The 26,832-nt window shown below is 72.7% G+C and carries 22 protein-coding genes; 1 reads left to right on the top strand and 21 read right to left on the bottom strand.

Features of this window, described 5'->3' with window-relative positions:
* Positions 1-49: 49 nt before the first annotated feature.
* The 19 genes from ACWEBX_RS16130 to ACWEBX_RS16040 all read right to left on the bottom strand — a co-directional run bounded on the left by ACWEBX_RS16130 (position 50) and on the right by ACWEBX_RS16040 (position 21,993).
* Complete coding sequence (locus ACWEBX_RS16130; RefSeq protein WP_451885476.1) at positions 50-1,270, bottom strand: cytochrome P450; 1,221 nt, start codon at positions 1,268-1,270, stop codon at positions 50-52.
* A gap of 68 nt (positions 1,271-1,338) precedes the next feature.
* Entirely contained in the window at positions 1,339-2,022 is a 684-nt protein-coding gene (locus ACWEBX_RS16125; RefSeq protein ID WP_355759295.1) for a response regulator transcription factor, read from the bottom strand.
* Complete coding sequence (locus ACWEBX_RS16120) at positions 2,019-3,380, bottom strand: sensor histidine kinase (protein WP_451885475.1); 1,362 nt, start codon at positions 3,378-3,380, stop codon at positions 2,019-2,021. The genes ACWEBX_RS16125 and ACWEBX_RS16120 overlap by 4 nt, the downstream gene beginning before the upstream one ends.
* A gap of 121 nt (positions 3,381-3,501) precedes the next feature.
* Positions 3,502-4,182 carry a response regulator gene (locus ACWEBX_RS16115; RefSeq protein ID WP_451885474.1) on the bottom strand — a complete coding sequence of 227 codons (681 nt, stop codon included), beginning with the start codon at positions 4,180-4,182 and terminating at the stop codon, positions 3,502-3,504.
* Positions 4,179-5,549: a sensor histidine kinase gene (locus ACWEBX_RS16110; protein ID WP_451885479.1), complete on the bottom strand. Its 1,371-nt coding sequence runs from the start codon at positions 5,547-5,549 to the stop codon at positions 4,179-4,181. Before ACWEBX_RS16110 ends, ACWEBX_RS16115 begins: the two co-directional genes overlap by 4 nt.
* Before the next feature lie 268 nt (positions 5,550-5,817).
* Positions 5,818-6,984 carry an acyltransferase family protein gene (locus ACWEBX_RS16105; protein WP_451885478.1) on the bottom strand — a complete coding sequence of 389 codons (1,167 nt, stop codon included), beginning with the start codon at positions 6,982-6,984 and terminating at the stop codon, positions 5,818-5,820.
* 67 nt (positions 6,985-7,051) lie between these two features.
* Positions 7,052-7,993: an alpha/beta hydrolase gene (locus ACWEBX_RS16100; RefSeq protein WP_451885473.1), complete on the bottom strand. Its 942-nt coding sequence runs from the start codon at positions 7,991-7,993 to the stop codon at positions 7,052-7,054.
* Positions 7,994-8,375: 382 nt separating this feature from the next.
* Positions 8,376-9,365, bottom strand: a complete 990-nt coding sequence (locus tag ACWEBX_RS16095) for an alpha/beta hydrolase family protein (RefSeq protein ID WP_451885472.1) — start codon at positions 9,363-9,365, stop codon at positions 8,376-8,378.
* Positions 9,366-9,673: 308 nt separating this feature from the next.
* On the bottom strand, positions 9,674-10,864 hold the full coding sequence (gene kynU / locus ACWEBX_RS16090) for a kynureninase (RefSeq protein WP_451885471.1): 1,191 nt from the start codon (positions 10,862-10,864) through the stop codon (positions 9,674-9,676).
* Entirely contained in the window at positions 10,857-11,702 is an 846-nt protein-coding gene (locus ACWEBX_RS16085) for a tryptophan 2,3-dioxygenase family protein (RefSeq protein ID WP_451885470.1), read from the bottom strand. Before ACWEBX_RS16085 ends, kynU begins: the two co-directional genes overlap by 8 nt.
* Before the next feature lie 178 nt (positions 11,703-11,880).
* Positions 11,881-12,294: a DUF3151 domain-containing protein gene (locus ACWEBX_RS16080; protein ID WP_451885469.1), complete on the bottom strand. Its 414-nt coding sequence runs from the start codon at positions 12,292-12,294 to the stop codon at positions 11,881-11,883.
* 178 nt (positions 12,295-12,472) lie between these two features.
* Positions 12,473-14,092 carry an MFS transporter gene (locus tag ACWEBX_RS16075; protein WP_451885468.1) on the bottom strand — a complete coding sequence of 540 codons (1,620 nt, stop codon included), beginning with the start codon at positions 14,090-14,092 and terminating at the stop codon, positions 12,473-12,475.
* A gap of 103 nt (positions 14,093-14,195) precedes the next feature.
* Positions 14,196-15,218, bottom strand: a complete 1,023-nt coding sequence (fbaA, locus tag ACWEBX_RS16070) for a class II fructose-bisphosphate aldolase (RefSeq protein ID WP_451885467.1) — start codon at positions 15,216-15,218, stop codon at positions 14,196-14,198.
* A gap of 185 nt (positions 15,219-15,403) precedes the next feature.
* The gene (pyrE, locus tag ACWEBX_RS16065; RefSeq protein ID WP_451885466.1) at positions 15,404-15,952 is read right to left on the bottom strand and encodes an orotate phosphoribosyltransferase; all 549 of its coding nucleotides are present in this window, start codon (positions 15,950-15,952) and stop codon (positions 15,404-15,406) included.
* A 10-nt stretch (positions 15,953-15,962) separates the two neighbouring features.
* Entirely contained in the window at positions 15,963-16,757 is a 795-nt protein-coding gene (locus ACWEBX_RS16060) for an aldose epimerase family protein (protein ID WP_451885465.1), read from the bottom strand.
* Positions 16,758-16,852: 95 nt separating this feature from the next.
* Entirely contained in the window at positions 16,853-18,004 is a 1,152-nt protein-coding gene (locus ACWEBX_RS16055) for a carbon monoxide dehydrogenase (protein ID WP_451885464.1), read from the bottom strand.
* A 67-nt stretch (positions 18,005-18,071) separates the two neighbouring features.
* On the bottom strand, positions 18,072-19,676 hold the full coding sequence (locus tag ACWEBX_RS16050) for a polyamine aminopropyltransferase (RefSeq protein ID WP_451885463.1): 1,605 nt from the start codon (positions 19,674-19,676) through the stop codon (positions 18,072-18,074).
* Positions 19,677-19,963: 287 nt separating this feature from the next.
* Positions 19,964-20,494: a DUF2617 family protein gene (locus tag ACWEBX_RS16045; RefSeq protein WP_451885462.1), complete on the bottom strand. Its 531-nt coding sequence runs from the start codon at positions 20,492-20,494 to the stop codon at positions 19,964-19,966.
* Between the two features lie 989 nt (positions 20,495-21,483).
* Positions 21,484-21,993 carry a hypothetical protein gene (locus ACWEBX_RS16040; RefSeq protein WP_451885461.1) on the bottom strand — a complete coding sequence of 170 codons (510 nt, stop codon included), beginning with the start codon at positions 21,991-21,993 and terminating at the stop codon, positions 21,484-21,486.
* A gap of 228 nt (positions 21,994-22,221) precedes the next feature.
* On the opposite strand from ACWEBX_RS16040, the gene ACWEBX_RS16035 reads away from it, so the two are divergent.
* On the top strand, positions 22,222-23,442 hold the full coding sequence (locus ACWEBX_RS16035; protein ID WP_451885460.1) for a pyridoxal phosphate-dependent aminotransferase: 1,221 nt from the start codon (positions 22,222-22,224) through the stop codon (positions 23,440-23,442).
* A gap of 130 nt (positions 23,443-23,572) precedes the next feature.
* Here ACWEBX_RS16035 and ACWEBX_RS16030 read toward each other — a convergent pair whose 3' ends face one another.
* Complete coding sequence (locus ACWEBX_RS16030) at positions 23,573-24,472, bottom strand: hypothetical protein (RefSeq protein ID WP_451885459.1); 900 nt, start codon at positions 24,470-24,472, stop codon at positions 23,573-23,575.
* 339 nt (positions 24,473-24,811) lie between these two features.
* Complete coding sequence (locus ACWEBX_RS16025) at positions 24,812-26,746, bottom strand: hypothetical protein (RefSeq protein WP_451885458.1); 1,935 nt, start codon at positions 26,744-26,746, stop codon at positions 24,812-24,814.
* Between the last annotated feature and the right edge of the window lie 86 nt (positions 26,747-26,832).

The raw sequence follows: 26,832 nt of genomic DNA, 5'->3' as shown, positions 1-26,832 counted from the left end.
GCGACCTGCCGAGGCAAGGTCGCGCCGCCGGACGCAGCGGTGACGGAGGTCAGACCTTCACCGGCAGGCTCTCCAGTCCGCGGATCACGAAGCTCGGCTTGCGGACCGGCTCCCCGGCGAGCCGGAGACCGGGCGCCTTCGTCAGGAGCGCGCTCATGGACGCGGCCAGTTCGATCCGGGCCAGCGGAGCGCCGATGCAGTAGTGGATGCCCGCGCTGAAGGAGATGTGCGGGTTCTCCGCCCGGGCCAGGTCCAGCGTCTCCGGATCCTCGAACACCGCGGCGTCACGGTTCGCGGAGCCGAAGAGCATCGCGATCTCCGCACCCCGCGGCACCGTCGTACCGTCGATCTCGATGTCGTCCAGCACCCAGCGCTCGAACAACTGCAGCGGGGTGTCGTAACGCATCAGCTCCTCCACCGCCGTGGGGATCAGGGTGTGGTCCGCCCGCAGCCCCGCGAGCTGCTCCGGATGCCGGAACAGGGTCCACCAGCCGGTCACGGTGGCGTTGACCGTCGCCTCGTGCCCCGCGTTGAGCAGCAGCACGCAGGTGGAGATCATCTCCTGCTCGGTGAGCCGGTCGCCCTCGTCGTGGGCCGCGATGAGCCCCGAGATCAGATCGTCCCCAGGCTCCTTGCGGCGGGCCTCGATCAGCCCCCGCAGGTACTCGGTGAACTCGACCGACGCCCGCACCGCCTTGCCCGCCACGTCCTCCGAGGGATTCAGTTCGTACATCCCGCAGATGTCCGCCGACCAGGGCCGCAGCGGAGCCCGTTCGGACTCCGGGACACCCAGCATCTCCGCGATCACCGACACCGGCAGCGGCTCGGCCACGTCGGCCAGCAGATCCCCGCCGCCGGCCGCCACCAGCCGATCAACCAACTCGCCCGCCAGCCCCTCCACGTAAGGCTTCAGCCGCTCGACCGTACGGGGCGTGAACGCCTTCGACACCAGCCGCCGGATCCGCGTGTGGTCCGGAGGCTCCAGGTCGAGCATCCCGTGATCGTTGAGCACGTGGAACGGCTCGTGCTCCGGCGGCGGCGCCGTCCGCCCGAAGTCCTCGTGCGTGAACCGGTGCTGATACGTCCGGCCCAGCCGGCGGTCCCGCAGCAGTGCCGACACATCCGCGTGGTGCGGCACCAGCCACTGGTTCGTCGGCTCGTAGTAGTGCACCCGGCCCCGCGCGCGCAGTTCCTCGTACGCCGGGTACGGGTCCGCCACGAACGCCGGATCCCACGGGTCGAAGGCCCGCGTACTCTCCAAAGCTGCCATGAACGGACGCTAGCCCGGCCCGGCCCCCGCTGACCAGGGCCGACCCGGTCCGCGGGCGCCGGATGCCGTCATCTGGGGGTGACCAGCCGCGCCTCGTACGCGAACACCGCCGCCTGTGTGCGGTCCCGCAGCCCCAGCTTCACCAGGATGCGGCTCACATGGGTCTTGATCGTCGACTCCGCGACGACGAGCCGTTCGGCGATCTCCGCGTTCGACAGCCCCTGCGCGATCAGCACCAGCACCTCCGTCTCCCGGTCGGTCAGCTCCCCGTACGCCCCGTGCGCCGTCGCCGGCAGTCTCGGCTCCTCCGCGAGCTTGGAGAACTCCGTGATCAGCCGCCTGGTGACCGAGGGGGCGAGCAGCGCCTCCCCGGCCGACACCACCCTCACCCCGTCGGCGAGCTGGCGGGCCGAGGCGTCCTTGAGCAGGAACCCGGACGCCCCGGCGCGCAGCGCCTGGTACACGTACTCGTCGAGATCGAACGTCGTCAGCACCAGCACCTTCGCGGCACCGTCCGCGGCGACGATCTCGCGGGTCGCGTCGATGCCGTTCATCTCCGGCATGCGGATGTCCATCAGCACCACGTCCGGCTGCAGTTCCCGGACCCGGTCGACCGCCTCCCGTCCGTTGACCGCCTCGCCGACCACCTCGATGTCCGGCATCGCGCCGAGCAGCACGGAGAAGCCCTCGCGGACCATCATCTGGTCGTCGGCGATCAGCACGCGGATCGCGCGACCCGTACCGCCCGTCATCCGCTCTGCTCCCCCGACGGCACCGGCAGGAACACCGCCACCTCGTACCCTCCGTCGTCCGTGGCGCCCGTCGTCATCTCGCCGTCCAGCATCACGACCCGCTCGCGCATGCCCGTGATGCCGTGCCCCGCGCCGTGCGTGGACTTCTCCAGGGTCGTCACCGGCACGGGGCCGTTGACTATGCGCAGGCCGAGCCCGCCGAGCACGTAGCCGATCTCGACGCGGGCGGAGGCGCCCGGCGCGTGCCGCAGGGTGTTGCTGAGAGCCTCCTGGACGATCCGGTACGCCGACAGTTCGACGCCCTGCGGAAGTTCGCGCACCGCGCCGGTGACCGCCTTCTCCACGGTCAGACCCGCTTCCCGCACATTGGCGAGGAGCCTGTCCAGATCGGCGAGGGTGGGCTGCGGCGCGTCCGGCGCCTCGTAGTCCTCGGCCCTGACCACGCCCAGCACCCGGCGCAGCTCGGTCAGCGCCGCCACCGCGTTCTCCCGGATCGTGACGAACGCCTGCTCCAGCTCCGGGGGCGGATTCTCCACCCGGTAGGGCGCCGCCTCCGCCTGGATGGCGACCACCGACATGTGGTGGGCCACCACGTCGTGCAGCTCACGGGCGATCGTCGTGCGCTCTTCGAGCAGCGTGCGCCGGGAACGCTCGTGGGCCGTCTCCGACTGGTGGGCCGTGACCTCCTGCTCGGCCTCCTTGCGGATGTTCAGGACCGTGACGATCAGGAGGGCGAGCGCGGAGACGAACAGGAGCGGGAACGTGTTGGCGCTGTAGTAGCCCCCGCCGAAGAACGTCTCGGCCATCAGGCTGTACGCGGCGGTCAGCAGCCACATCCACGCCGCGACACGGGGCCGCGACCGCAGGGCGACCACCGTCAGCACGATGACGTGCGCCAGGAAGCTGCCGGGGGGCCACGGCCAGTCGCTCCAGGCGCCGTCGAACACGGCGACGACCGGGACCGCCGCGATCGAGAGCCAGAAGGCGCCGACCGGGCGGACGAGGGTCGCGAGGACCGGCAGCAGGGCGAGGAGCCCGCACAGCAGGGACGCGATCGAGCCGCCGCCGGGGCCGCCGGCGGAGGTGTAGCCCGCGGCCATGGCCAGCAGGCCGGCCGCGGCCACCGTCGCGTGCGGGGTCCAGGCGGCGTACCTGCGCAGGGTTGCGGAGAGGCGGCGCGTCACCGGACCGTCCGTGCGCATGCGGGGCAGCGGGCGGTAGGCGAAGGCGTCGTGGAACATGTCCTGCCGCAGTCCGCGCACGGCGTCCGCCGCGAGGCGGTACTCCGGGCTGCGGGGCTTGGCCCCGGCACCGCCGGGGGGCGGGGACGTCGTCTGCGTCTGGGTCGTCTCGGTCACGCTCAGAACGGTAGGCCCGGGCGGGGGGCGGGGTCGTCACCTGCGAGGAGGGTCCTTCGGGGTCCGTCTCAGGTACTACGGGTACGGCCGGGGGCTCCGACGGGCGGGGCCGGGGGGCGGGTCAGTAGCCCGTGGGACGGACCAGGCCCGATTCGTAGGCGAAGACGGCCGCCTGGGTGCGGTCACGCAGACCCAGTTTGACCAGGATGCGGCCGACGTGGGTCTTCACGGTCTGCTCGGCCACCACCAGGCGCTGGGCGATCTCCGCGTTCGAGAGGCCCTGGGCGATGTGGGCCAGGACCTCCGTCTCGCGTTCGGTGAGGTCGCCGACGCGTTGCTTGAGGGGTGCGCGCGGGGTGGTGCCGAGGCGGGAGAACTCGGCGATGAGGCGGCGGGTGATGCCCGGGGCGAGGAGGGCGTCGCCGGCCGCGACGACGCGGACCGCCTCCGCGAGCTGTTCGGCCGAGGCGTCCTTGAGGAGAAAGCCGGACGCGCCGGCACGCAGCGCCTCGTAGACGTACTCGTCGAGGTCGAAGGTGGTCAGCACCAGGACCTTGATGTGCGGGGTGTCCGTGGTGATGCGGCGGGTCGCCTCGATGCCGCCGAGTTCGGGCATGCGGATGTCCATCAGCACGACGTCCGGGGCGAGTTCGGCGACCTGGCGGACCGCGTCGAGTCCGTCGACCGCCTGACCGATCACCTCGATGCCCGGGTAGGTGTTGAGCAGCACGGTGAATCCCTGGCGGACCATCTGTTGGTCGTCGGCGATCAGTACGCGGATGGTGCCGCTCACGGTCGTCATGGCGTCTCTTCTCCTCGCGGGTCTGTCGGGGTGTCGTCGGTCCGGGCGGCTCCGTCGGCGGGCGCGGTGCCGTTGCCCGGGAGGAAGGCGGCCACGGCGAACCCTCCGCACGACGTCTTCGAGGTCACGAGGGTGCCACCCAGCATCGCCACGCGTTCCCGCATGCCGAGCAGTCCGTGCCCCGCGCCCGGGGAAGGCGGAGCGGGGTACTGGGGCCGTGAGTTGACGACCCTCACCTGGAGTCCCCGCGGGAAGTGCCACAGCTCCACCTTGACCGCGGAACCCGGGGCGTGGCGAAGGGCGTTGCTCAGCGCCTCCTGGATGATCCGGTACGCCGACAGCTCCACGCCCGGGGCGAGCGGAAGCCGTTCGCCCGCGATCTCCGTGGTCACGTCCAGTCCCGCCGCGCGGGTGTTCTCGACCAGGGCGTCGAGACGGCTGAGCGTGGGCTGCGGGGCATCCGGTGCCCCGCCCGCCCCGGCACCGACGCCGTACGGGTCCTCCGGGTTCTCCGAACGCAGCACGCCGAGCACCCGGCGCAGCTCGGTCAGCGCCTCCAGCGCGTTCTGCCGGATGCCCGCCAGGTTCTCCTTCAGCTCGTCGGTCGGATTCTCGACCAGGTGCGGGGCGACCTGTGCCTGGATGGAGATCACCGACATGTGGTGGGCGACCACGTCATGGAGTTCGCGGGCGATGCGGCTGCGCTCCTCCAGGACCGTGCGGCGGGCGCGCTCCTCCTCGGTCAGCGAGGCCTGCTCGACCAGTTGGGTACGGGCCACACGGCGACCGTGCAGTGCCGTGCCGAGGACGACGACCGCGGCGAAGGCGATCACCGCCGACATTCCCGTCGGGTGATAGGGCGGTCCGTCGAGCGGCACGGCCGCGGTCACAGGGTTGGGCCTGCCCCTCGTGGGTCCACCCGACAGACCCTGCAGGGCATAGGTCGCCAGAGCGGTCAGCGACAGCGCGCCGACGGCGACGCGCGGGGGCGACCGCAGGGCGAGCAGGAAGAGAACGACGGACTGCGCCATGATCGCGGGCGTGTTCCAGGGCCAGTCCGGTCCCGACAGCGCTCCTGGTCCGTCGATGTTCGCGATCATGCCGACACGGGCGACGACGGCCGCGACCACGGTGGCGCCCAGCGCCAGCCACCAGGCCGGTACGGGGCGCCACAGCGCGAGCGCGACGGCCGCGCCCAGCGCGAAACCGCTGAGGGTGCCCAGCGGGGAACCCAGTCGGTAACCGTTGCTCAGCTCGTCCATGGCCGCCAGCCCGAGCCCGAGGGCCGTCAGACACACCACGACGTGCGGCAGCCGGTTCAGCCGACGCGGCCGGGACAAGGGTGGCAGCGGCGCGGCCGCCGGCACCGCGAGCTCGGTCAGGACTCCCCGCAGGAACGGCAGGAGCAGGGAAGGGGCCTCGGCGAGTGCCCGCAGGCGGGCGCCGCCGCGAGGACCGCGGCTGATGGGCGCGGTGGGCGGGGTGGAGGCCTGGGCGGTGGTCGGATCGGAGGTCCGGGCGGAGGTCACGGACGGGCTGGTGACGGGGTGCCCGGGTCCGCGTGACGGAACGTCAGGGAGGTTGGTCTGGTCGCCGATCGGGGGCCGGTGCTCCTCGCTGGTCACGCCGTCCACCCTAGGCACGAGGCGCTGCCCCGGGTGTGGCCCGGCCGGGACCGCGGTGAACGCGGACGCCCCGGGACGGGCGGCCGGTCAGCCGGCGGGGTCCCCGCTCGTGGACGCCGAAGGCGAACCAGCACAGGGTGAGGGCACAGCCGAAGACGGGCAGCCAGGCGACCCGCGCGGCCACCCAGACCGGAGAGTCGGGGGTGGTGTGCAGGCCGGGGAGCCGGCCCGCGAGCAGACCGAGGGCGGACACCGCCATCAGGGACGTCTGGTGCCAGAGGAAAATCGTCATCGCGGAGAGGTTGGCGAAGGCGATGGCGGCCCAGACCGCCGGGCGCCGCATCGCCCGGCGCAGCGGCCCGCGCAGCAGCAGGGCGAGCCCGCACTGGGCCAGGCCGAAGGTGACCGCGGCCAGCGTGGGCGGGTCGAGGTTGGAGACCGCGGCCCCCGGTATGCCGACCATGGACGCCGGATATCCGGCCCACAGCACCAGGGCGGCCGTCGCGAGGGCGCCACCGCCGAACAGCACCCAGCCCGCGCGCGGCCGCTCCAGCTCCGAGCGTGTCCAGGCCGCACCGAGGGTGTACGGCACCAGCCAGCCCGCCGCGAGGTTCACCCAGCCGAGCCACGCCGGGCCGCCGAAGCCGAATCGGACGATGTCCACATGGAGAACGACGGCGAGCGGCCACAGCGGGTTCAGTCCGGTGAGCAGCGGTGTCGCCGCGGTCAGTCCGGCGAAGACGACCAGGAACCAGAGCGGGGACAGCCCCAGTTTCACCAGGGTGTGCACCGTGCGGAAGTCCGCGCCGGCCAGAAGGAGGCAGCCGGTCGCCACCGCCCAGAGCGTCAGCACCGCCGCCACCGGCCTCAGGAGGCGGCCCAGGCGGGCGCGCAGCCACTGTCCGTACGTCGCGCCGCGGGCCCGTGCCGACGCGTGGCTCTTCGTCGCCACATGGCCGCCCACCAGGAAGAACACGGCGAGCGTCTGGAGGGCCCAGGAGACAGGGGTCAGCCAGGGCATGTACCGCAAGGGGCTCGCCGTGCGCAGCGCGCCGCCGTCCGCGACGAGCGCCGTCACCAGCCAGTGGCCGAGGACCACGCCCAGGATCGCGAGGGCGCGCAGGGCGTCCACGGCGCGGTCCCGCTCCACGGGGGTGGACCGGTCGATGCGGTGGATCGCGGTCCGTAAGCCGGTCGGCGCGGTCGTGCCTGCCGTGGCTTTCAGTGCGGTAGTGCCGGTGAGATCACGCACGGGTCACCTCCGAGGTGTCGCCGAGGACGATGCGGGTGAGGTTGGCCAGGGATTCGGAGCCCGGTGCGAAGTAGCCGCTGTGGCCTGCGGCGCCCGCCCGGAAGACCCGGGCGCCGAAGGACGGGGACACCGGGTCGGAACCGAAACCGACGGTCGTGCCGAAGAGACCGAGGCTCGTGTGCGGCACGTGCGCGACCCAGTCGGCGGAGCCCCGGGCGGCCCAGACGCGGGCGGTGGTGTGCAGCGCGGCGGCCGAGGAGGCACCGGTGCCCGGACTGCCGAGGACGACGATGTCGCTCACGTCCAGCCCCGGGGCGGCACGGCCGCAGACCACCGTGCCGTACGAGTGGCACAGCAGGGAGACGTGCGCCGACCGGCCGACGACTCCGCGCAGTCGGCCCAGGAACTCCCTCAGTCGCGGAGCCGCGTCCTCGGCACGGGCCGCCGTCAGGACCGTCGTGCTCACGGTGCCCGGCGTCTCGTACCCGAGCCAGGCGACGACGGCACCGCGCGGGCCGAGCCGGTCGTGCAGGGCGAGGGCGCCGGCGCGGAAGCGGCCGTACGTCTCCAGCGTGGTGTCCGAGCCCGGGACCAGGACGGCCACGCGGTCGGCGTGGGCGAGATCGCCGATGACCTCGACGGCCCGCCCGTTACCCCGGCCGTCGAAGGTGAGGAAGTGGCGTGAGGGCGAGGCCATGGCGCGGTCGGCGGCGGCCCGGGTGCGGTCGCCGTGGTCCGCGGCCATCCGCGCCGCCTCGGCGGCGTCCGCCCGGTTCGCCGCGTACACCTGGTCCAGGGTCGACGCCGTCGGCGGTGCGAGGACCGCGGGCGCCGGTGCGGGGATCTCGGGGCGTGCGGCGGCGGACACGGGGACGACGACCGCGGCCACGACCGTCACGGCGAGCAGCGCCCGCCGCAGCCGGCCTGCCCGCACGGCCCAGGAAAGGCTCCGGTCACGCGCCGCCCGACCCGAGCTCCGATCTCGCGCCGAAGCCCGCACCGGCCGGCGCGAACGCCGGTCCGGAACCGCCCCGGCCGAACGCCGGTCCCGAACCGTCCGGCCCACCTGCCGGTCCCGCACCGCCCGACGCGAACGCCGGGCGTCAGACATCCGACGCAGACGCCGATCCATGGTGTCCGTTCCTCCCCGTCCGCCCGGTCGTCGGGCGCCACTGGAAGGGAAATTACGGATCGTCACCTGTCGTCCGCGTCCCGCTGGGGAACCCATCCGAGAGGTAGCTCTCAGGTACTACGGGTATGACCGGGGTTCGCGGAAGGGGGATCAATTCCCTTTTCTCACCGCGCTTTTGGAGCGGCTACCAGGCCAGTTGCGCGATCTCCTCCGCCACCACGGCGCAGGCGTCGGCGGCCGGGTCGATCAGGGGGAAGTGGCCGACGCCCTCCAGCAGCGTCAGACCCACCACCTCGCCGGCCTTGGCCGCCGCGTCCGCGTACGACTCGGCGACCGCCTGCGGGACGACGATGTCGGTGCGGCCCTGGACGAGCGTGGTGGCGATGCCGGTGGGGAGCAGGCGCACCGGGTCGGCGTAGGGCAGGCGTTCCGCGAACGTGGCGTCCCCTCCCAGGAGTTGGCGGGAGGCCCCGCCGCACACGTCGAGTTTCTCCGCGACCTCGAAGTCGGCGATCGGAGCGAGGGCGACGACGCCGCGCAGCGGTGCGGGGCGGTCGGTGTGCCAGGGCGCGTCGGCGGGCAGGAGGTGGCGGGCCGCGGCCCACAGGGCCAGATGACCGCCCGCCGAGTGGCCGGTGATGACGATGCGCCGGGGGTCGGCCTGGGGAAGTGCCTTGCGTACGAGGGCGGGCAGCGCGTCGAGTGCGGCCGCCACGTCGTCGAAGGTGTCGGGCCAGCGGCCGGCGACCGGGGCCCCGGTCGGGGTGTCGCCCGCCCCGGAGGAGGCCGCGTCGTCCCGCCCGGGGTCCGCGGGACCGCCCTGCGCGGGGATCGCGAGCCCCTTGGCGGCGGGTGAAGTCGCCTCTCCCCGGCGGTACTCGACGTTCGCCACGGCGAATCCGCGGCGCGTCAGGAAGTCCGCGAACGGGGTGATGTGGCGGCGGTCGTACGGGGCACGCCAGGCGCCACCGTGCAGCACGGCCACGAGAGGGGTGAGGACCTCCGGGTCGGGATCGCGCGGGGCATAGAAGTCGATCACCTGGTCGGGGTGGTCGCCGTACGCCAGGGTGACGTCCGGGTCCACGGGCGGGTGCGAGAAGGCCGACGCCTCTTCGGCGGCGTCGCGCGCGATGGCGTCGTCGTCGCGGTCCCGGGGTGCGGCGTCGTCCTGCATGCTCCAACCTCTCAGCGGTGAAACGGATTTGGCGGGCGGGGGAACAATTCGGCCGTTTGCGGGGACGCTATCAGGCCGGTGGCGTGGGTCGGCAGCGGGCTGTCACTCTCGGTCAAGGGGGCCGGTTCTCCTTTTCCGTGGCTCCCCCGGGCGAGCAGATACCCGGCGTACGGGTAGGGGCGGAGAGGATTTCGTCCCCTCCGCCCCTACCCTTCCCGTATTCGGGGCTCCGCCCCGGACCCCGCTCCTCGAACGCCGGAGGGGCTGAAATTTCCCCGGCCGGGGAATCTCCCCGGCCGGAACTGAAATCAGCCGAGCGTCTCCGCCAGGATCCCCGCCGCCCGTTCCGCGTCCGCGAAGCCGACGTACAGCGGGGTGAAGCCGAAGCGGAGGATATCCGGGTGGCGGAAGTCGCCGACGACTCCGTTGTCGATCAGGCGCTTCATCACCGCGCCCGCGTCCGCGCAGCGCAGGGCCACCTGGCTGCCCCGTTCCGCGTGGGCGGAGGGGGTCACGGACTCGACCCGGCCCTCGGGGACGTACGCCGCGACACACTCCAGGAAGAAGTCCGTCAGGGCGAGCGATTTGGCGCGGACGCTCTCGATGGAGACGCCGTCCCACACCTCCAGCGCCGCTTCCAGGGCCAGCATCGAGAGGATGTCCGGCGTACCGACCCGACCGCGCAGCGCGCCCGGCGCGGCCTCGTACGACGAACTCATCGCGAAGGGCTCGGCGTGCGAGTTCCAGCCCGGCAGCGGGGAGTCGAAGCGGTCCTGGAGACCGGCGCGGACGTAGAGGTACGCGGGCGAACCCGGGCCGCCGTTCAGGTACTTGTAGGTGCAGCCGACCGCCAGGTCCACCCCGTGCTCGTCGAGACCGACCGGCAGGGCGCCCGCGCTGTGGCACAGGTCCCAGACGGCGATCGCACCCGCCGCGTGGATCGCGGCGGTGAGGGACGGAAGGTCGAAGCGCCGGCCGGTGCGGTAGTCGACGTGGTTGAGCAGCACGGCCGCCGTGCGGGGGCCGAGCGCCGAGGGCACCTCGTCCGGGTCGACCGGACGCAGCTCACAGCCCGTCATCCGGGCCGCCGACGCCGCGATGTACCCGTCCGTCGGGAACGTCGTCGCGTCGACGAGGATCTCGTCGCGCCCCTCGCCCGCCAGCCGTACGGCACCCACCAGGGCCTTGAAGACGTTCACGCTGGTCGAGTCGCCGACCACGATCTGACCGGGAGCGGCGCCGACCAGCGGGGCGATGCGGTCGCCGATCCGCTCGGGCGCGGTCCACCAGCCGCTCTCCTCCCAGGAGCGGATGCGCAGTTCGCCCCACTGCCTGCGGACGACGTCCTCGACCCGGCCGGGTACCTCGGCCGGCAGCGCGCCGAGCGAGTTCCCGTCCAGGTACACCACGTCGTCGAGCACGAACCGCTTGCGCAGTCCGGCGAGTTCGTCGGCGGCGTCCAGGTCGGCCGCCCGCGCGGACAGGGCTCGCTCAGACATAGGACCTCGCTGTCCACAGCTCGGGGAACACGTTCTTCTGCGCGCGCTTCTCCAGCCAGGCCACTCCGGCGCTGCCGCCGGTGCCGGTCTTCGACCCCATCGCCCGCCGGGTCGCGACGAGGTGGTCGTTGCGCCAGCGCCACACCAGCTCGGCGACATCGGTCAGCGCCTCGCCGAGGCGGGCGAGTTCGTCGCTGTCGTCGCCGGAGTACAGGGCCGTCCACGCGGCCTGCACCTCGGGCACGGGCTCGTAGCGCAGCGACACGTCACGCTCCAGCACCGAGGCCGGGATCGCGTGGCCGCGCCGCGCGAGAAGCCGCAGCACCTCGTCGTACAGGCTCGGCTCGTGCAGCGCCTTCTCCAGCTCCGCGTACACACGGGGCGCGCCCCGGTGCGGGACGAGCATCGACGCGGACTTCTCGCCGAGCAGGAACTCCATGCGCCGGTACATCGCCGACTGGAAGCCGGAACCCTCGCCGAGGGCCGAACGGTAGGAGTTGAACTGGGCGGGCGTGAGCTGTCCGAGCGGACGCCAGGACGCGTTGAGCGCGTCGAGCTCTCGTACGGACCGCTTCAGCGCGGCCACCGCGACGGGAACGTCATCCGCTCGCAGTGCCTTGGCCGCCGTCTCCCACTCGTGGACGATGACCGTGAACCACAGCTCCATGACCTGGGTCGTCACCAGGAAGACCATCTCTCCGGGGTCGTCGGAGAGGGTGTGCTGGAGGTGGGTGAGCACGTCCGCCTGTACGTAGTCCTCGTACGGGGTCGTGCCCTGGAAGTCGAGATGCGGGGTCTCGGGCTCCTGAGCCTGCGGGGGCTGAGCCTGGTGGGACATCGCTGTCTCCTGATTGTGCTCCGGGTAGCGGTCCGCCCCTGCCGTTACCGACACGGGGGCCCCGGTCCCCACCGGGCATCCTCCACAATCGTCCCCCGAAACCGCAAGGTCCGCCTGGTCACACCAGGCGGACCCGCGCCGGGGGCCCCGCGGACGGGGCTCCCGTCAAGGTTCCGGCCTAGCCGAGGGTCTGGGCCGCCGCCGGCGAGGAGTCCTTCAGGAACTGGCTGCAGCGCTCGTACTCCTCCTGCTCGCCGATCGCCTGCGCGGCGCGGGCGAGGCCGTGCAGGGCGCGCAGGAAGCCGCGGTTCGGCTCGTGCTCCCAGGGCACCGGGCCGTGGCCCTTCCAGCCGTTGCGGCGCAGCGCGTCCAGGCCGCGGTGGTAGCCGGTACGGGCGTAGGCGTACGACTCGACGACGCTGCCCCGCTCGAACGCGTCGTCGGCGAGCTGCGCCCAGGCGAGCGAGGAGGTGGGGTACTTCGCGGCGACGTCGGTGGGGGCCGTGCCGTTCGCGAGGAGCTCGCGCGGCTCCGGGTCGTCGGGCAGACGGGTCGGGGGCGGTCCCCCGAGGAGGTTCTCGTGAATCGTCATGGGTTCCAGTCTGCTGCATCGTCCGTGATCGGTACCGCTCGCCCGCGGCAGCCGGGGAACGATCCGTTCCGGAGCGGACCGCCGACCGGCACCTGTCGAACGTGTTCACGCCCATCAGGGCGATCGTCCCGCGTACACCGACCGCCGACCGCCGACCGGATCGACAGCTCCGGCACGGTCACGCAGCCGGACCGGCGCCGGAAGGCCCGGCCCCGGGGGAGCCGGGGGAGCCTGGGGAGCCGCCGCGGCCCCCGAGGACGCCCCGGGAGCGCTCCGGCTCCAGCGGGGGCGCGGTCAGGGAACCGTGCCTGCGGCACTCGGGGCGCAGGCAGCCCGGCGCCGGGCGGCGCACGGTCGTGAAGGCCAGCACCGCGCCGACCACCAGCACGCCCGCGCACAGCGGCATCGCCCGGCGGAACGCCGCGTCGAAGGCGTCCGCCGAGCGGTACGCCTCCGCTCCCATCCCGGTGAGCAGCGGCAGCGCGGCCACGGCGACGAGCCCGGCCGCGCGGGCGGCCGCGTTGTTGATCCCGCTGGCCAGACCCGCCCGGCCGGTCTCCACCGAGGCCAGCACGGTCGCGGTCAGCGGCGCCACCAGGGTCACCATGCCCAGGCCCATCACCAGCAGCGCGGGCAGTACGTCCGCCACGTACGACGCGTCCTTGCCGACGCGCAGCATCAGCAGCATCGCCGCCGCGCACAGCAGCGGCCCGACCGTCAGCGGGATGCGCGGACCGATGCGCTGGGAGAGTTCGCCGGAGCGGGCGGAGAAGCACAGCATCAAGGCCGTGGTCGGCAGGAGTGCCGTGCCGGCCTGGAGCGCCGAGTAGCCCGCCACCACCTGGAGCTGGAGCGCGGTCAGGAAGAAGAAGCCGCCGAACGCCGCGTAGACGCACAGGGTCACCAGGTTGACGGCCGTGAACTGGCGCGAGGCGAAGATGTCGAGCGGCATCATCGGATCGGGCCGCCGCCGCTCGACGTACACGAAGGCCACCCCCGCCGCCACGCCCGCGACCGCCGTGACCGGCACCAGCGGGGAACCGCTCGGAGCCTCGATCAGGGCGTACGTCACCAGGGCGAGCGAGAGCGCGCCGAGGACGGCGCCGAGGACATCGAAGCGGCGGTGGGCGGGCCCTCCCCCGCTCCCGACCCCGCCCGGGCGGGCGGTGTCCCCGGTGGACTCGGGCACGTGGCGCAGGGCGATCGGGACGCACACCAGGGCGACGGGGATGTTCAGCAGGAACACCCAGCGCCAGCCAGGACCGTCCACCAGCCAGCCGCCCAGGAACGGCCCGACGGCGGCCCCCACGCCCCCGAACCCCGACCACAGGCCGATGGCACGGGACCGGTCGTCCGGATGGAAGGAGGCCTGGATGATCGCCAGCGAACCGGGGGTGAGCAGCGCCCCGCCGACGCCCTGGAGGACCCGGGCCGCGACGAGCACGCCCACGTTCGGCGCGAGCCCGCACAGCAGTGAGGCGGCGGCGAACCACACCACACCGAGGACGAAGATCCTCCGGCGCCCGAACCGGTCCCCGAGCGAACCGCCCAGCAGGATCAGCCCGGCCAGCGAGAGCATGTAGCCGTTCACGGTCCACTGGAGGGCGGCGAGGCTCGCGTCCAGGTCACGGCCGATGGTCGGCAGGGCCACGTTGACGACGGTCGAGTCCAGCAGGGCCATGCCGGAGCCGAGGACGGTGGTCAGCAGGATCCATTTCCCCTTCGGGGAGGCGATCCGTACCGCGGGTCCGCCGCCCGCGGGTCTGCCGTCCGATGCGTCGCGCGCAGGCACAGCCATACCTCGGAGCATACGGAAGGGCCCGGCACCATGGCAGGTGCCGGGCCCTTCCCGGGGGACGATCAGCGGGCGGCCGTACGACCACCGGACGGTCCCCGGTCGACTACTTGAGGCGGGTGCCCGTGGAACGCAGGGCGGCGCAGGCCTCGGTCACACGCTGGGCCATACCGGCCTCGGCGAGCTTGCCCCAGGTGCGCGGGTCGTACTTCGACTTGGTGCCGACCTCGCCGTCGACCTTCAGGACGGCGTCGTAGTTGCGGAACATGTGGTCCACGACCGGACGGGTGAAGGCGTACTGGGTGTCGGTGTCGAGGTTCATCTTCACGACGCCGTTCTCCAGCGCGGTGGCGATCTCCTCGGCGGTGGAGCCGGAGCCGCCGTGGAAGACGAAGTCGAACGGGCTCGCCTTGCCGTACTTGGCGGCGACACCCTCCTGGAGGTCCTTGAGCAGCTCGGGGCGCAGGACGACGTTGCCCGGCTTGTACACACCGTGCACGTTGCCGAACGAGGCGGCGAGCAGGTAGCGGCCCTTGTCGCCCAGGCCGAGGGCCTCGGCGGTGCGCAGCGCGTCCTCGACGGTCGTGTACAGCTCGTCGTTGATCTCGTGGCTGACGCCGTCCTCCTCGCCGCCGGTCGGGGTGATCTCGACCTCCAGGATGATCTTCGCGGCGACGGCCTTGGCGAGCAGTTCCTGGCCGATGGCCAGGTTGTCGGCGAGGGTCTCGGCGGAGCCGTCCCACATGTGGGACTGGAACAGCGGGTTCTCGCCCTTGGCGACGCGCGCGGCGGAGATGTCGAGCAGCGGACGTACGTAGCCGTCCAGCTTGTCCTTGGGACAGTGGTCCGTGTGCAGCGCGACCGTGATGTCGTACTTCGCGGCGACGATGTGCGCGAACTCGGCGAGGGCGACGGCGCCCGTCACCATGTCCTTGTTGTGCTGGCCGCCCAGGAACTCCGCACCACCGGTGGAGATCTGGATGATGCCGTCGCTCTCGGCCTCCGCGAAGCCGCGCAGCGCAGCGTGCAGGGTCTGGGACGAGGTCACGTTGATGGCCGGGTAGGCGAACTTGCCTGCCTTCGCCCGGTCGAGCATCTCGTTGTAGACCTCGGGGGTTGCGATGGGCATCTGTCCGCTCCTTGTATGTGCGGGTCTGCGTACTGCTGCTGCGGTACGACGGGACTGGTGCTTCTGGCCCTGACCTAGGGGGGCGACGTCATCGTCGGCCCCATCTTTCCAGACATCGCCGGATGCTCCAGACCCCCATCCGACATGCGGGACCCGGCCTTCGGCGGGGCCCCGCGGGAGCTCCGTCAGTCGAGTCCCAACTCGCCCTTGGAGTAGGCGAAGAGGTACGGGACACCGGCGCCGGCCTCGATCTTCTCGGCGGCACCGGTGGCGCGGTCGACGATCGTGGCGACGCCGACGACCTCGGCCCCGGCCTCCCGGACGGCCTGGACGGCCTCCAGCGGGGAGCCGCCCGTGGTTGAGGTGTCCTCGACCACGAGGACGCGCCGGCCCTTGATCTCGGGACCCTCGACACGGCGCTGCAGGCCGTGCGCCTTGGCGGCCTTGCGGACGACGAACGCGTCCAGCCTGCGGCCCTTGGCGGCGGCGGCGTGCATCATCGCCCCGGCGACCGGGTCGGCGCCCATCGTCAGCCCGCCGACCGCGTCGAAGTCCAGGCCCGCGGTGAGGTCGAGGAGGACCTGCCCGACGAGCGGAGCGGCCTCGCCGTCGAGCGTGATCCGGCGCAGGTCCACGTAGTAGTCGCCCTCAAGGCCCGAGGAGAGGGTCACCTTGCCGTGCACCACGGCCTTGTCCTTGATCTGCTGCAGCAGCGTGCCGCGTACATCACTCATGGAGGCCAGCTTAGAGGCGCCGCCAGCTCCAGGTCGTGGTGGCTTCGAGGGGCTCGATGGGTGTGACCAGCCGGGGGTGGGTGTTGAGTCCGTTCGGCGGACCCGTCTGCGGCTCCACGCACACGGCGGCCTCCTGCTCGTCGTAGACGACGACCCACTGCTCACGGCTCGCGACCTTCAGTTCCAGCCGCCCCGGCCAGGTGAGCGTGACGTCGACGCCCTCCGGCATGCCGAAGCAGTCGTCCCAGGGGCCGGGTGCCGGATCGACGCGGCGGCCGGTGGGGAGGTGGTCGTCGCCCCGCTCCTCCTGCCAGGCGGGCAGGAAGTCCACCCGGGCGTCCTCGCCGCCGTCTCCCAGGTTCCTGTTGAACCAGGGATGCCAGCCGATCTGCGCCGGGAACGACTCGCCGTACGTCTCCACCGCCATGGTGATCGCCAGGCTGTCCCCGGTGAGGGTGAACGCCTGGGTGACGCGGGCGGGGTGCGGCCAGGGCTCGACCAGGTCGTACGTGATCACGGCCTCGTCCGCGGTGACGCGGGCCCTCTTCCAGGCGCCGTCGCGGGCGGTGCCGTGGATGGCGTGCGGCGGGGAGTTGAGCGGCATCTGCCGGACGGCGGCGCCGTCGAGGAACCGGCCGTCGCGGATCCGTCCGCACCACGGGACCATCGGGAAGCACCCGAACTTCGCGCCCTGCCGCAGCAGTTCGACGCCGTCGACCCGCAGACTCCCGACCCGTCCGCCGTTGCCCGGCGTCACGGTCACCTCCGCGTCGTCCGCGGTCAGCGTGATGTCTTCGTTACTCACGGAGCCGACCCTACTGGGGCGGGAGCACCGTGTGGCTCCCCCGCCCTCGTCACCGCCCGGGAGTACCGTGCGATTCCCTCGGCCTCGTCACCGGCTCAACGGCGCTTGCGCAGGGCCCGGGTGAGAGCGATCGCCGAGGCCAGCGCCAGGGCCGCCGCGGGGGCCGCCCAGCGGAGGGTGTCGCGTGCGGCGGTGGCCTCCGGCGGGGGGACGGGGGCGTAGCGACCGCGCGGCGGGGCGTGGTCGACCTCCTCCGCGCTGCGCCCGATCATCGTCCGCCGCGCGTGCGCCGCCTCGGCCATCGCGTCCGCCCGCCCCGGTTCCCCGGTCTCCGCCACGAAGTCCTCCCGGTCGAACTCGTCGTCCTCGCTCGCGGGGCCGAGCGGGGAGGAGGTCACGTCGGCCTCGAACCCGGGGACGACTTCGGCGTCGGGTTCGGCATCGGGTTCGGGTTCGGGTTCGGGTTCGGCTACGGATTCGGCATCGGGCGCGGGCCCGCCCTCGGGCTCGGCGGCGGGCGCCGGTCCGGCTTCCGGCTCGGGTCCCGCTTCCGACTCGGGGCCGGTTTCGGCTTCAGGTGCTGGTCCGGTCTCGGGAGCCGGTCCGGTCTCGGGGGCCGGTGTGGGCTCGGGGGCCGGTGTGGGCTCGGGGGCCGGTCCGGTCTCGGGGGCCGGTGTGGGCTCGGTCGTGGCCTCGGATCCCGATCCGGTACCCGCGTCGGAGCCTGCGCCTGCGCCTGCGCCGGGTAGTGAGGCGAGGTCCGCTGCCAGGGCTTCGCCGAAACGTGTCAGCAGGCGCGTGCCCGTCGAGGCCACGGCGTCGTGCGGGAGTTCCGCCACCCGGCCGTCGCCGGAGGCCGTCCCGCCGAACGCGAGGGTGGTGCCGCCTTCGGCGGGGAGAAGCCGCAGGGTCAGCGCCAGCTTCACCGCACCGCCGCCGCGCACCTCCGTGGCGTCGCCCTCGACGGCGTACGAGCCGTCGCCCCGGGCGGAGACACGGAACGCGCCGCGATAGGTGATCGTGTGACCGGCGACGCGGACCTTCAGCCGCCCGGAGACCCGCGCGTCCCCCACGCCCCGCCCGTGCCCGGCACCCGAGGCCCCACCCCCGTCCACCTCGGCCGCATTGCCGACGCCGGCCGACGCGTCCTGCTGGAGACCCGGGACCGCGCGGGCGACCCGGACGGGATCGGCCAGCACCTCTCGCAACCGCCCGGCCGGAAACGGAACGAACACCTCATGCTCCATGTCACCCGAGCCTACCCAGCACGAACCGGAGCGCACCCGCGTATCCCGGGATTCCCGGGCCTCGCCCTCAGTCGGTGTACCGCGGATGCACCAGCGTGGAGGGCGGGAGCGGACGGTGACCGCGGGTGCGGGAGGCGGCGCGCGCGTCCGCGGTCAGGGCCGCCTGGGTGAGGGTGCGCAGCCGCGGGCAGGAGGAGTCCAGCCGCAGGGGCGCGGGCGTCCGGGAGGCGAGGATGAAACCCCAGTCGCCCGGGGCGCCCGGGGGCCCGCCGACGCGGTAGGCCTTGGTGGACAGGCCCGCCGCCCGGATCGTCGCGTCGACCGTCCAGAACGCCCGGTGCCGGTCGGCCAGCGGCCCGGCGTGGACCACGAGACGCCCGCCGGGCGCGAGCACGCGGCGCGCGAGGCCGTAGAACTCCTGGGAGTACAGCTTGGTGGCGGCGGTGACGCAGGGGTCGGGCAGGTCCGAGACGACGACGTCGTACGTCGACCGGTCGAAGCGCAGCCGGCTGAAGGCGTCCACCGTCACCTCGTGGACCCGGGGGTCGTCGTACACGTGATCGTTGAGGGCGGACAGCGCGACGTCGTGGCGCGCGAGCCGGACCACGTCCGCGTCGGGTTCGACGATGTCGACGCGGCGCACACCGGGGTGGCGCAGCACCTCACGGGCGGCGAGCCCGTCACCGCCGCCGAGGATGAGCACGCGCGCGTGCGGTCCGTTCATCGCGGGATGGACGAGCGCCTCGTGGTAACGGCGCTCGTCGCGGCCGCTGAAGCGCAGGCGGCCGTCGAGGAAGAAGCGGAGCGGACGGCCGTGGGTGCCTCCGGCGAGGACGGCCTCCTGGACGCCGGTGCGGAGCGCGACGCGGGCGTCCGCCCCGTACAGGGCGTGCCGCGCGGCCCGTTCGAAGTCGTCGACCAGCATCGCGGCCGAGGCGAGGAGGCCGAGCACGACGACGTTGGCGACGACCAGGGTCCAGCGCGCGCGGCGGGTCAAGTCGCCCCGGAACAGCCCGAGTACGAGGGCGCCGCCGGCGATCACGTTGACCGTTCCGGTCAGCAGCACGCCGGAGAGCTGGCCGAGCAGGGGCAGCAGCAGGAACGGGAAGGCGAGGCCGCCGACGAGGGCGCCCACGTAGTCCGCCGCGAACAGGTCCGCGACCGCGCCGCCGGGGTCCTGGCGGCGGATGCGTTGTATGAGCTCCATGAGCAGCGGGACCTCGGCGCCGATGAGCAGGCCGATGGTGAGCGAGAAGACCACCAGCAGACAGCGGGGTCCGTCGGCCCACAAACCGCCCCAGCCGCCCGTCCAGGCGAACACCGCGTACAAAGCCATCGCACTGCATCCGCCGACCAGGGCCAGCACCGCCTCGACGGCGCCGAAACCGGCCGCGGCGCACGGGCTCAGCCGCTTCGCCGCGAGAGAGCCGACGCCCATGGCGAACACCATGACGGAGAGCACGACGGACGCCTGGGTGACCGAGTCGCCGATCAAGTACGAGGCGAGGGCGACGAGTTCGAGCTCGTACACGAGTCCGCAGGCCGCGCAGACGAACACGCACGCGAGGACGAGGAACCTGCCGATGCCCGGGCGGACGGGCAGCCGCGCCTGGCCCTGGAGGCCCCAGGGCGGCGGCACGCCGGGCGGGGCTGGCGCGTGCGGTTCGATCACTCCGTGAACGCTACGTCACGCCGCCACTACGTCTCGTCACCCACACGTGTGGAAACCCTTGCTCTTCCTGGTGTACTGGGTTGACCTGGGCATCTTCCCGGCCCACAGATCCCGAACCCTCGCGCGCGAACCGGGCTCCCTGGTCGGGCACATCGGCCACGAACCTCACGCCCGCCCCGAGCACGAACCTCACACCCGCCCCTGAGATGTCCCCTCGACCCATGCCGGACGTGTCCCTCGGCCCCACCCCGGGCAAGCCCCCACGCTCTCGTCGCTTCGCCTCACCGTCAGACGCCGGACGCGCTGAGGGCTTCCGTCCGTACGCCGACTCGCGTGCGTGTCGCGACCAACTGGCCGTCCTGCGGGTACGCGTGCCACGTACGCCAGTGGACCTGGCCCTCATGCCGCTGGGCGAGCATCGCCGTGAACGCGTGCGGGCTGCCGGGGAAGACACCGGCGAGGCCCTGGGGGTGGCCGGAGACCAGGGCCAGCAACTCCTGGGCGCGGCCCTCGAAGGAGCCGGGGGACAGGATCTCGACGCGGGCCGCGAACTCGTACTCCCAGTCGTCGAACCTCTTCGCGACGCCGAGCGGCAGGGGCGTGCTGCTGCCGGCGATACAGGCGACGGTCTCCGAACAACTGCCCCGCTCCTCCTCCAGAAGAACCTGGTGGGACGCGCCGAGAAGTCTCAACTGGAGTTTCGCACCGTCCAGTTCGAGATCGAGAGTGGCGAGGGCCGGCAGCGGTTCGCGGCCCAGCGCCCAGGCGAGATCGGCCGCGCGCGTGTCGGTGTACGAGGTTTTCAGGGTCGTGAGCATGGGTCGGCTCCGCTAGCACGCAAAGGTGAGGTGGGGTTCCTGCGCACCCGGTCAACACCGGGGGAACGGCCCGGCCGGCCCGGCCGGAAGGGCTTCCGGCGGACGCGTCCGATAGGACCATCCGATGGACTTCCGAGGCCTGTCGGCCCAGGGCTGCTTGGTGATGTACCAGGGCCGCTTTGGTGGTTTAGAGGGAATCATGAACTGTGCTGCCGCCACAGCGTTTTTACCCAACTTCGTGGGGTTTCCATCCCCCCGAGGGCTCCACAGCTCAACTGTTCAACGACGACGTGCGCCCGGCGCACGAACGTGCCCGCCGACAGTGGTCGGCCGACGGGCACGTTTCGCGCGCTGGGACACGCTCCCCTCCGGAGTCCGGACACACTCCCCTCCAGAATCCGGACGGGTTCCGTTCCGAAATCTCGGACGGGTTCCGTTCCCAGGGCTCGGACACGTCCCCTCTCGGAGCTCGGCTGCCCCGTGTCAGCTGCCTCCGCCGCATCCGCCCCCGCCGCACGAGGACCCGCCTCCGCAGGACGAGCCTCCGCACGACGAGTGCCCCCCGCAGGAGTGCCCGCCGCCGTGGTGGCCACCGGACGAGCCGCCGGACGAACAGGACGACGCGGCACCACCCGCACCACCGGCCCACCAACTGCTGTCGCCGCCACTGCCACTCCGGGAGGAGCGCCGCCCCCTCCGGCCCCCGACCACGCCCGTGGACGAGCGCCCCTTGCCCTTCTTCCCCCCGCCGACGACCCCCATGATCACAACGAGCAGGACGACCGCCAGGATGATGCCGATGACCATGGCGTCACCCTCCTTCCGTTCCCCCGAAGCGGCCCCCCGTGGGCCGTGTTTCTCGGTTCCAGCCTTGCGTGACAGGGGGATGCCCGCACGCTTCCCGCCCCAAAGCAGAGTTGAGGAAGTCCAGAGCATCCAGAAGGGAGACGGCTCCTGACCTGCGTGGAAGTGAAGGGAGCCCCGCAGCGTCAACGCCAGTTCGGTGCGCCGGTGCCGGGAGGCGGAACGGGAACCCAGTCGCTGCCGCGGTGTGCCAGCCACCACTGCCCGATGACGTGGAACTTCTCCTCGAAGTCGCGGTCCCGTTGGAGGAATCCGGTGACCGGTGCCCGGAGTCGGGTGCGGCGGCCGCCGGCCTCGTACAGCACGACGACCCGGCCGCCCATGACCTGCTCGACACGGACACTCTGCACGGACGCCCACGGGACGGTACGGCGGCGGAGGTTGCGGACCAGAGCGGCCGAGGGGGTCAACGTGATCCCGAAGGGGGAGGTGGCCGAAGCCACCGTCAACAGCAGCACCAACACGACCCACGTGACAAAGAACCACACCCCGAACGGCGCTCTACTGGCGGGATTGAGGGTGTCGAGCACCAGGATCAGGACTGCGGGGATCACGGGCGTCAGACGCTGCCGGACGCCGAGCCGGAAGCGGATCTCCTCCGAGGCCGGGGCCCCGCTCACCTGGGGTTCCGTCATGTCCGTCCCGCCTCCCCCGGCCGTATGCGGCCCGTCTGCGCATGATCGCCCGCGCAGCATGCCAGACGGTCACAGCGCGACGAACGTGGGGCCGTCCGAGGGTGACCGGTGTCGGCGGATGACGACAGTCGGCCACAGCGCCGCCCTGCTCAGAGGTGACGCGCAGCGCACGTGCGCAGGTACCGGTCGGCGAAGGTGAGTTGAGGAACTCCGGAGGATGGGCGGAGGATGGCCGGCATGACCTCCAGTGCGCGCCCCTTTCTGAACCGTCGGCTCGCCGAGTTCGGGACGACGATCTTCGCCGAGATGTCCGCCCTCGCGATGAGCACCGGCTCGATCAACCTCGGACAGGGCTTCCCCGACACCGACGGTCCCGAGGAGATCCGGGAGGCGGCCGTCCGCGCGCTGCGGGACGGACGCGGCAACCAGTACCCGCCGGGTCCGGGCGTCCCCGAGCTGCGCACCGCGATCGCCTCGCACCAGAAACGCCGCTACGGCCTGTCGTACGACCCCGACACCGAGGTTCTGGTGACGGCGGGCGCCACCGAGGCGATCGCCGCCGCGCTGCTCGCGCTCCTGGAACCCGGCGACGAGGTGATCGCCCTGGAGCCGTACTACGACTCGTACGCGGCCTCGATCGCCATGGCGGGCGGGACGCGCGTACCCGTGACGCTGCGCCCCGACGAGACCGACGACGACGGGGACGGGCCGCGGCAATTCCGGCTCGACCTCGACGAGCTGCGCGACGCCGTCACCGAGCGGACCCGGCTGCTGCTGATCAACACCCCGCACAACCCGACCGGCACCGTCCTCACGCGCACGGAGCTGACGGAGATCGCGCGGATCGCCGTCGAACGGGATCTGCTCGTGGTGACGGACGAGGTCTACGAACACCTCGTCTTCGACGACGCCGAGCACGTGCCCCTGGCGACGCTGCCGGGGATGCGCGAGCGGACGGTCACCATCGGCAGCGCGGGCAAGACGTTCTCGTTCACCGGCTGGAAGGTGGGCTGGGTGACCGCGCCCCCGGCCCTGGTCGGCGCCGTACGGTCGGCGAAGCAGTTCCTGACGTACGTGGCGTCGGGACCCTTCCAGTACGCCGTCGCCGAGGCGCTCGCGCTGCCGGACGCGTACTTCGAGGACTTCCGCGCGGACATGCTGCGCAAGCGGGACGTGCTGGCGGCGGGTCTCACCGAGGCGGGCTTCGCCGTCTTCCGGCCGCGGGGGACCTACTTCATCACCACCGACATCCGGCCGCTCGGCGAGACGGACGGCTTCGCGTTCTGCCGCGCCCTGCCGGAGCGCGCGGGCGTCGTGGCCATCCCGAACGCCGTCTTCTACGACCACCGCGAGGCGGGCGCACCGTTCGTACGGTTCGCGTTCTGCAAGCAGACCGACAAGTTGCGCGAAGCCAGCGAAAGGCTCGCCGGCCTGCGGAAACAGCACTGAAGACTGCTCACGCCCGCCGCGAGTCGGTGACGTGTACGGGCGGGCTGCCCCGGCAGCACCCGCCCGTCAGGGCCACGTGCGCTCAAACAAGCCTCCCATCCGTAGGTGGATCGCACACCCAGCCACGGGCTCAGGCGGCGTCGGAGAGGTGCTGCTCGCGCCGCCTGCAGTCGCGGCAGCGGCCGAGTTGTTCCGAGCGGAATCCGCGGTCGCAGCCGTCGCAGTTCCGCATGGGCACGACCTCCTGACCGGCCGAGGGTTCTGCCCTTGTCGCCGGTGTGGGCAGGGGAGTCTCCTTGAGCCGGTAGGCGAGGATGCCGGCCGGGCGGGCCAGGAGGTGGGCTGGAAGTCCTCCGGTGAGGTGGTCCGTGATCTGTGTGGGCAGAAGGCCCGCCGCGAGCCAGCGGGTTACGGCAGGGGCAAGGCGGGCGGCCTCCTGCTCGGACAGGACGAGGCGAGGGTCGACCTGGCGCAGAGCGGCGAGTACGGCGACGGCTCGGGGATCGGCGTCGTCGAGCGGTACCGGCTTCTCCGCCCCCGCTGGGGCGGGCACCTGCGCGGGCTCCTGTACGACCACGGGCGCGGGTTCAACCGCCGCAGCCGGAGGCGTCTTCCGAGGTCGACGCGGCGTGAGAGGTGGCTCGGGAGGCCCGTCCGGATCGGAATCGGGGTCGGGACCGCCGCCGGGTACGTCGTAGAAGTACGTCCGGGTACGAACCTGCCCGGCGGGCGTCCGCTCGCGTCGGCGCGCCAGGTATCCGGCCGCTTCGAGCTCCCTGAGCGCTCGCGAGATGAGGATCTCGCCCTCGCTGAAGTGCTCGCACAGGGCTCTGATGCTCACCGGCATGCCGGTCGGCAGGGACAGGATGTACACCGCGACGCCCACGGTGACCGCGCTGCCGCGCCGCTGGGCGAGGGCGTTGGAGATCACCGTGAAGTCGGCGTTCAGCCGGGTCCGTACGTGAATCACTCCGGATGTCGGAGCTACGGCGTCGGCGCGCAGGCGCGCGTTAGACTGCGGTTCAGCCATCGGGAAGCGTCTTTCTTCCTGATCGGTCAGGCCCTCGATCGGGATTGCCGTCCCGGCCGGGGGCCGTCGTCTGTATGGGGTTGTCGCGGCGAACGTAGCCGCCCGGATCCGGCGACCGCAAGCCGATCACTCGGACGGGTGACGAGGGCCTCCCGGCCGGGGAGGGCGGGTGGGCGGGAGTTCTTTCTCCCGGTTCTTTGAGGAGGTCCGCGGGCTGCCGGGCCCTCGCGGACAAGGGCCCGGTGAGCCCGAGAGACGGAGGGCGGCCAGGGCTCGGTCGCCTCGGTGACGGTGGCACGCGGCCTTCAACCGGCCCCGGCCGAGGGTGCCTTCCGTGCGTCAGTGGAAAGCCCAGGCCAGGGCCACGGCCGTGGTGAGGGTGAGCAGGGCGGGGCCGAGGGGAAGGCCGCGGGCTCGGCGTTCGGTCGCTTCGGTGGGGCGCAGTTCGGGGTGGTGGCGGAGCGCGTTGATCTCCTGGGCCATGCGGGCACAGGAGGGTTCGAGGCCGAGGCGTCGTTCCAGTTTCGGCATTCCGAGGCCGGGCAGCCGCCAGTCGGTGCCGTCCGGGAGCCTGGTCTCCACGCTCCCCTCCTTGGTGTACCGGACCGGCCGCAGACGGTCCCACGGCACATGCCGTACCTTCCACACCCCGGTCAGCCACACCCCCGAACTGTCGGCGATGACACGCCAGTTGATCAGTTCCGCGGCGGTCCCGAGCCAGGTCAGCAGGCAGAGCAGGAAGAAGACCTCCCGCACGCCGATCCCGTCCGTCACCAGGGAGCGGGTGGTGAAGGCCACGCCCCCGATCATGCTCAGGGCCAGGGCCGCACCACCGGCGCGCGCCAGGGCGCCGGGTCCCCAGCTCAGCGGGCGACCTGTCGTGATCAGCGTCGCGGGGACCGGGGTGGCGGCGGCGCGGGCCTCGGCGGCCACGGTGTCCGCCTCCGGGCGCGGGGCGCGTCCCGGATTCCTTCCGGGGTAGGGCATCCGGACGGAGCCGCTCGTCCGGAGGACCGCCGGCTCGCCGTCCCGGAACGTGGTGACGAGCAGCAACTCGCCACCGTCGTAAGGAGAGCCGAACAGGAGGGCCTCGCGCGGCCGCGCGGCGGACGAGAACAGTGCTTCCGGATCCGGGGCCGTGTCCAGGACCGCGTACGAGTCCGAGTCCGGGGCCGCGTGCGAGGAGTGGCGGTACTGGTCCCGGTCGTCGGTGACTGAGCGCCACGGGCCCCGCCCGTTCGTGCCGGGAGCGTCGGCGACGAAATTCGCGCCCAGAACAGGGTGACGCGCGGCGGTGTCGTCGCCCGCGTGGATCCAGACCAGGCCGTCGTCGTCCAGGCGTTCCACGACCCGCAGGACCGGAACCGGCCCCCGGCGCAGCGCGGCGGCCCGGCGGCGGGAGAGCAGACCGGTGACGAGCAGGGAGAGCCCGGGGAGGCCGGCGGCCAGTACCCCGAACTGCGGGCCCATCGCGTCGTACGGCTCGGAGGCAAGGCGCCGCCACGAGCCGTCCTCCAGCACGTTCACGGCGGAGCCGGTGTGATGGTCCTCCGGGTAGAGCGAGTCGAGCGTCAGCCGCCGCCCGTCGTCGGTACGGACCCGGACCGACTCGTCGTTCCGGCCGGCCACCTTCGCCACGGTACGGACCGCGCGGCCCGCGTGCCGTTCGTCGTCCCGGATGCCCGAGAGTCCCTGCGCCACGAAGAAGACGGCGAGGGCGACAAGGACCAGCCCGGCCGCGATCGGGATCATTCCGCGGCGCAGGGGCGCGAGGGGTCCGGGCAGCGGGTGCCGGGCGCCCGCGGAGCCCTCCACCAGGTCGCGCTGCCGACGACGGGCGGCGAGACGTTCACGGGCGGCGGCCCATCCGAAGGCCAGGGCGGCGAGGACGCAGAGGTTCGCGGCAAGGGAGTCCGGGCCCGCGTCCGGCAGTTCCAGCCGGGCCACGACGACCGCCAGCGCGGGGGCCGCGACCAGCGCCAGTTCCGGCAGCCGGGCGAGCCAGTACAGGAGACCCGCGGCCAGGCCCACCTCCACCATGCCCGGCCAGTCCGCACCGCAGGGCGCGGCATCGGTGCACGGCGGTTCCGGCGCCACCGCGATCGCCCACACGACGGTGATCAGCAGCGCCAGGACGGACCAGAGGGGGCGGGCCCAGGGGGCATGGCGGAGGTGCGACCACCGGGCCGCTTCCTCGGAGGACCAGACGGGTGTGTCCGCGGGAGCGGAGCAGGACGAGATCGGGGCCGGTATCGGGGCCGGGGTCTGTGACACGCGAGGATTATGCGGCACCGCCGCCCACGCGCCATGGCCCGGTGGCGGCAATGTTCCGGCCCGGGAACTGCCTGGGGACAGCAGCC

The organism is Streptomyces sp. NPDC005070, assembly GCF_053600395.1.
Note: the sequence above shows the minus strand (reverse complement) of the source record. Positions and strands in the feature narration are given on the sequence as shown.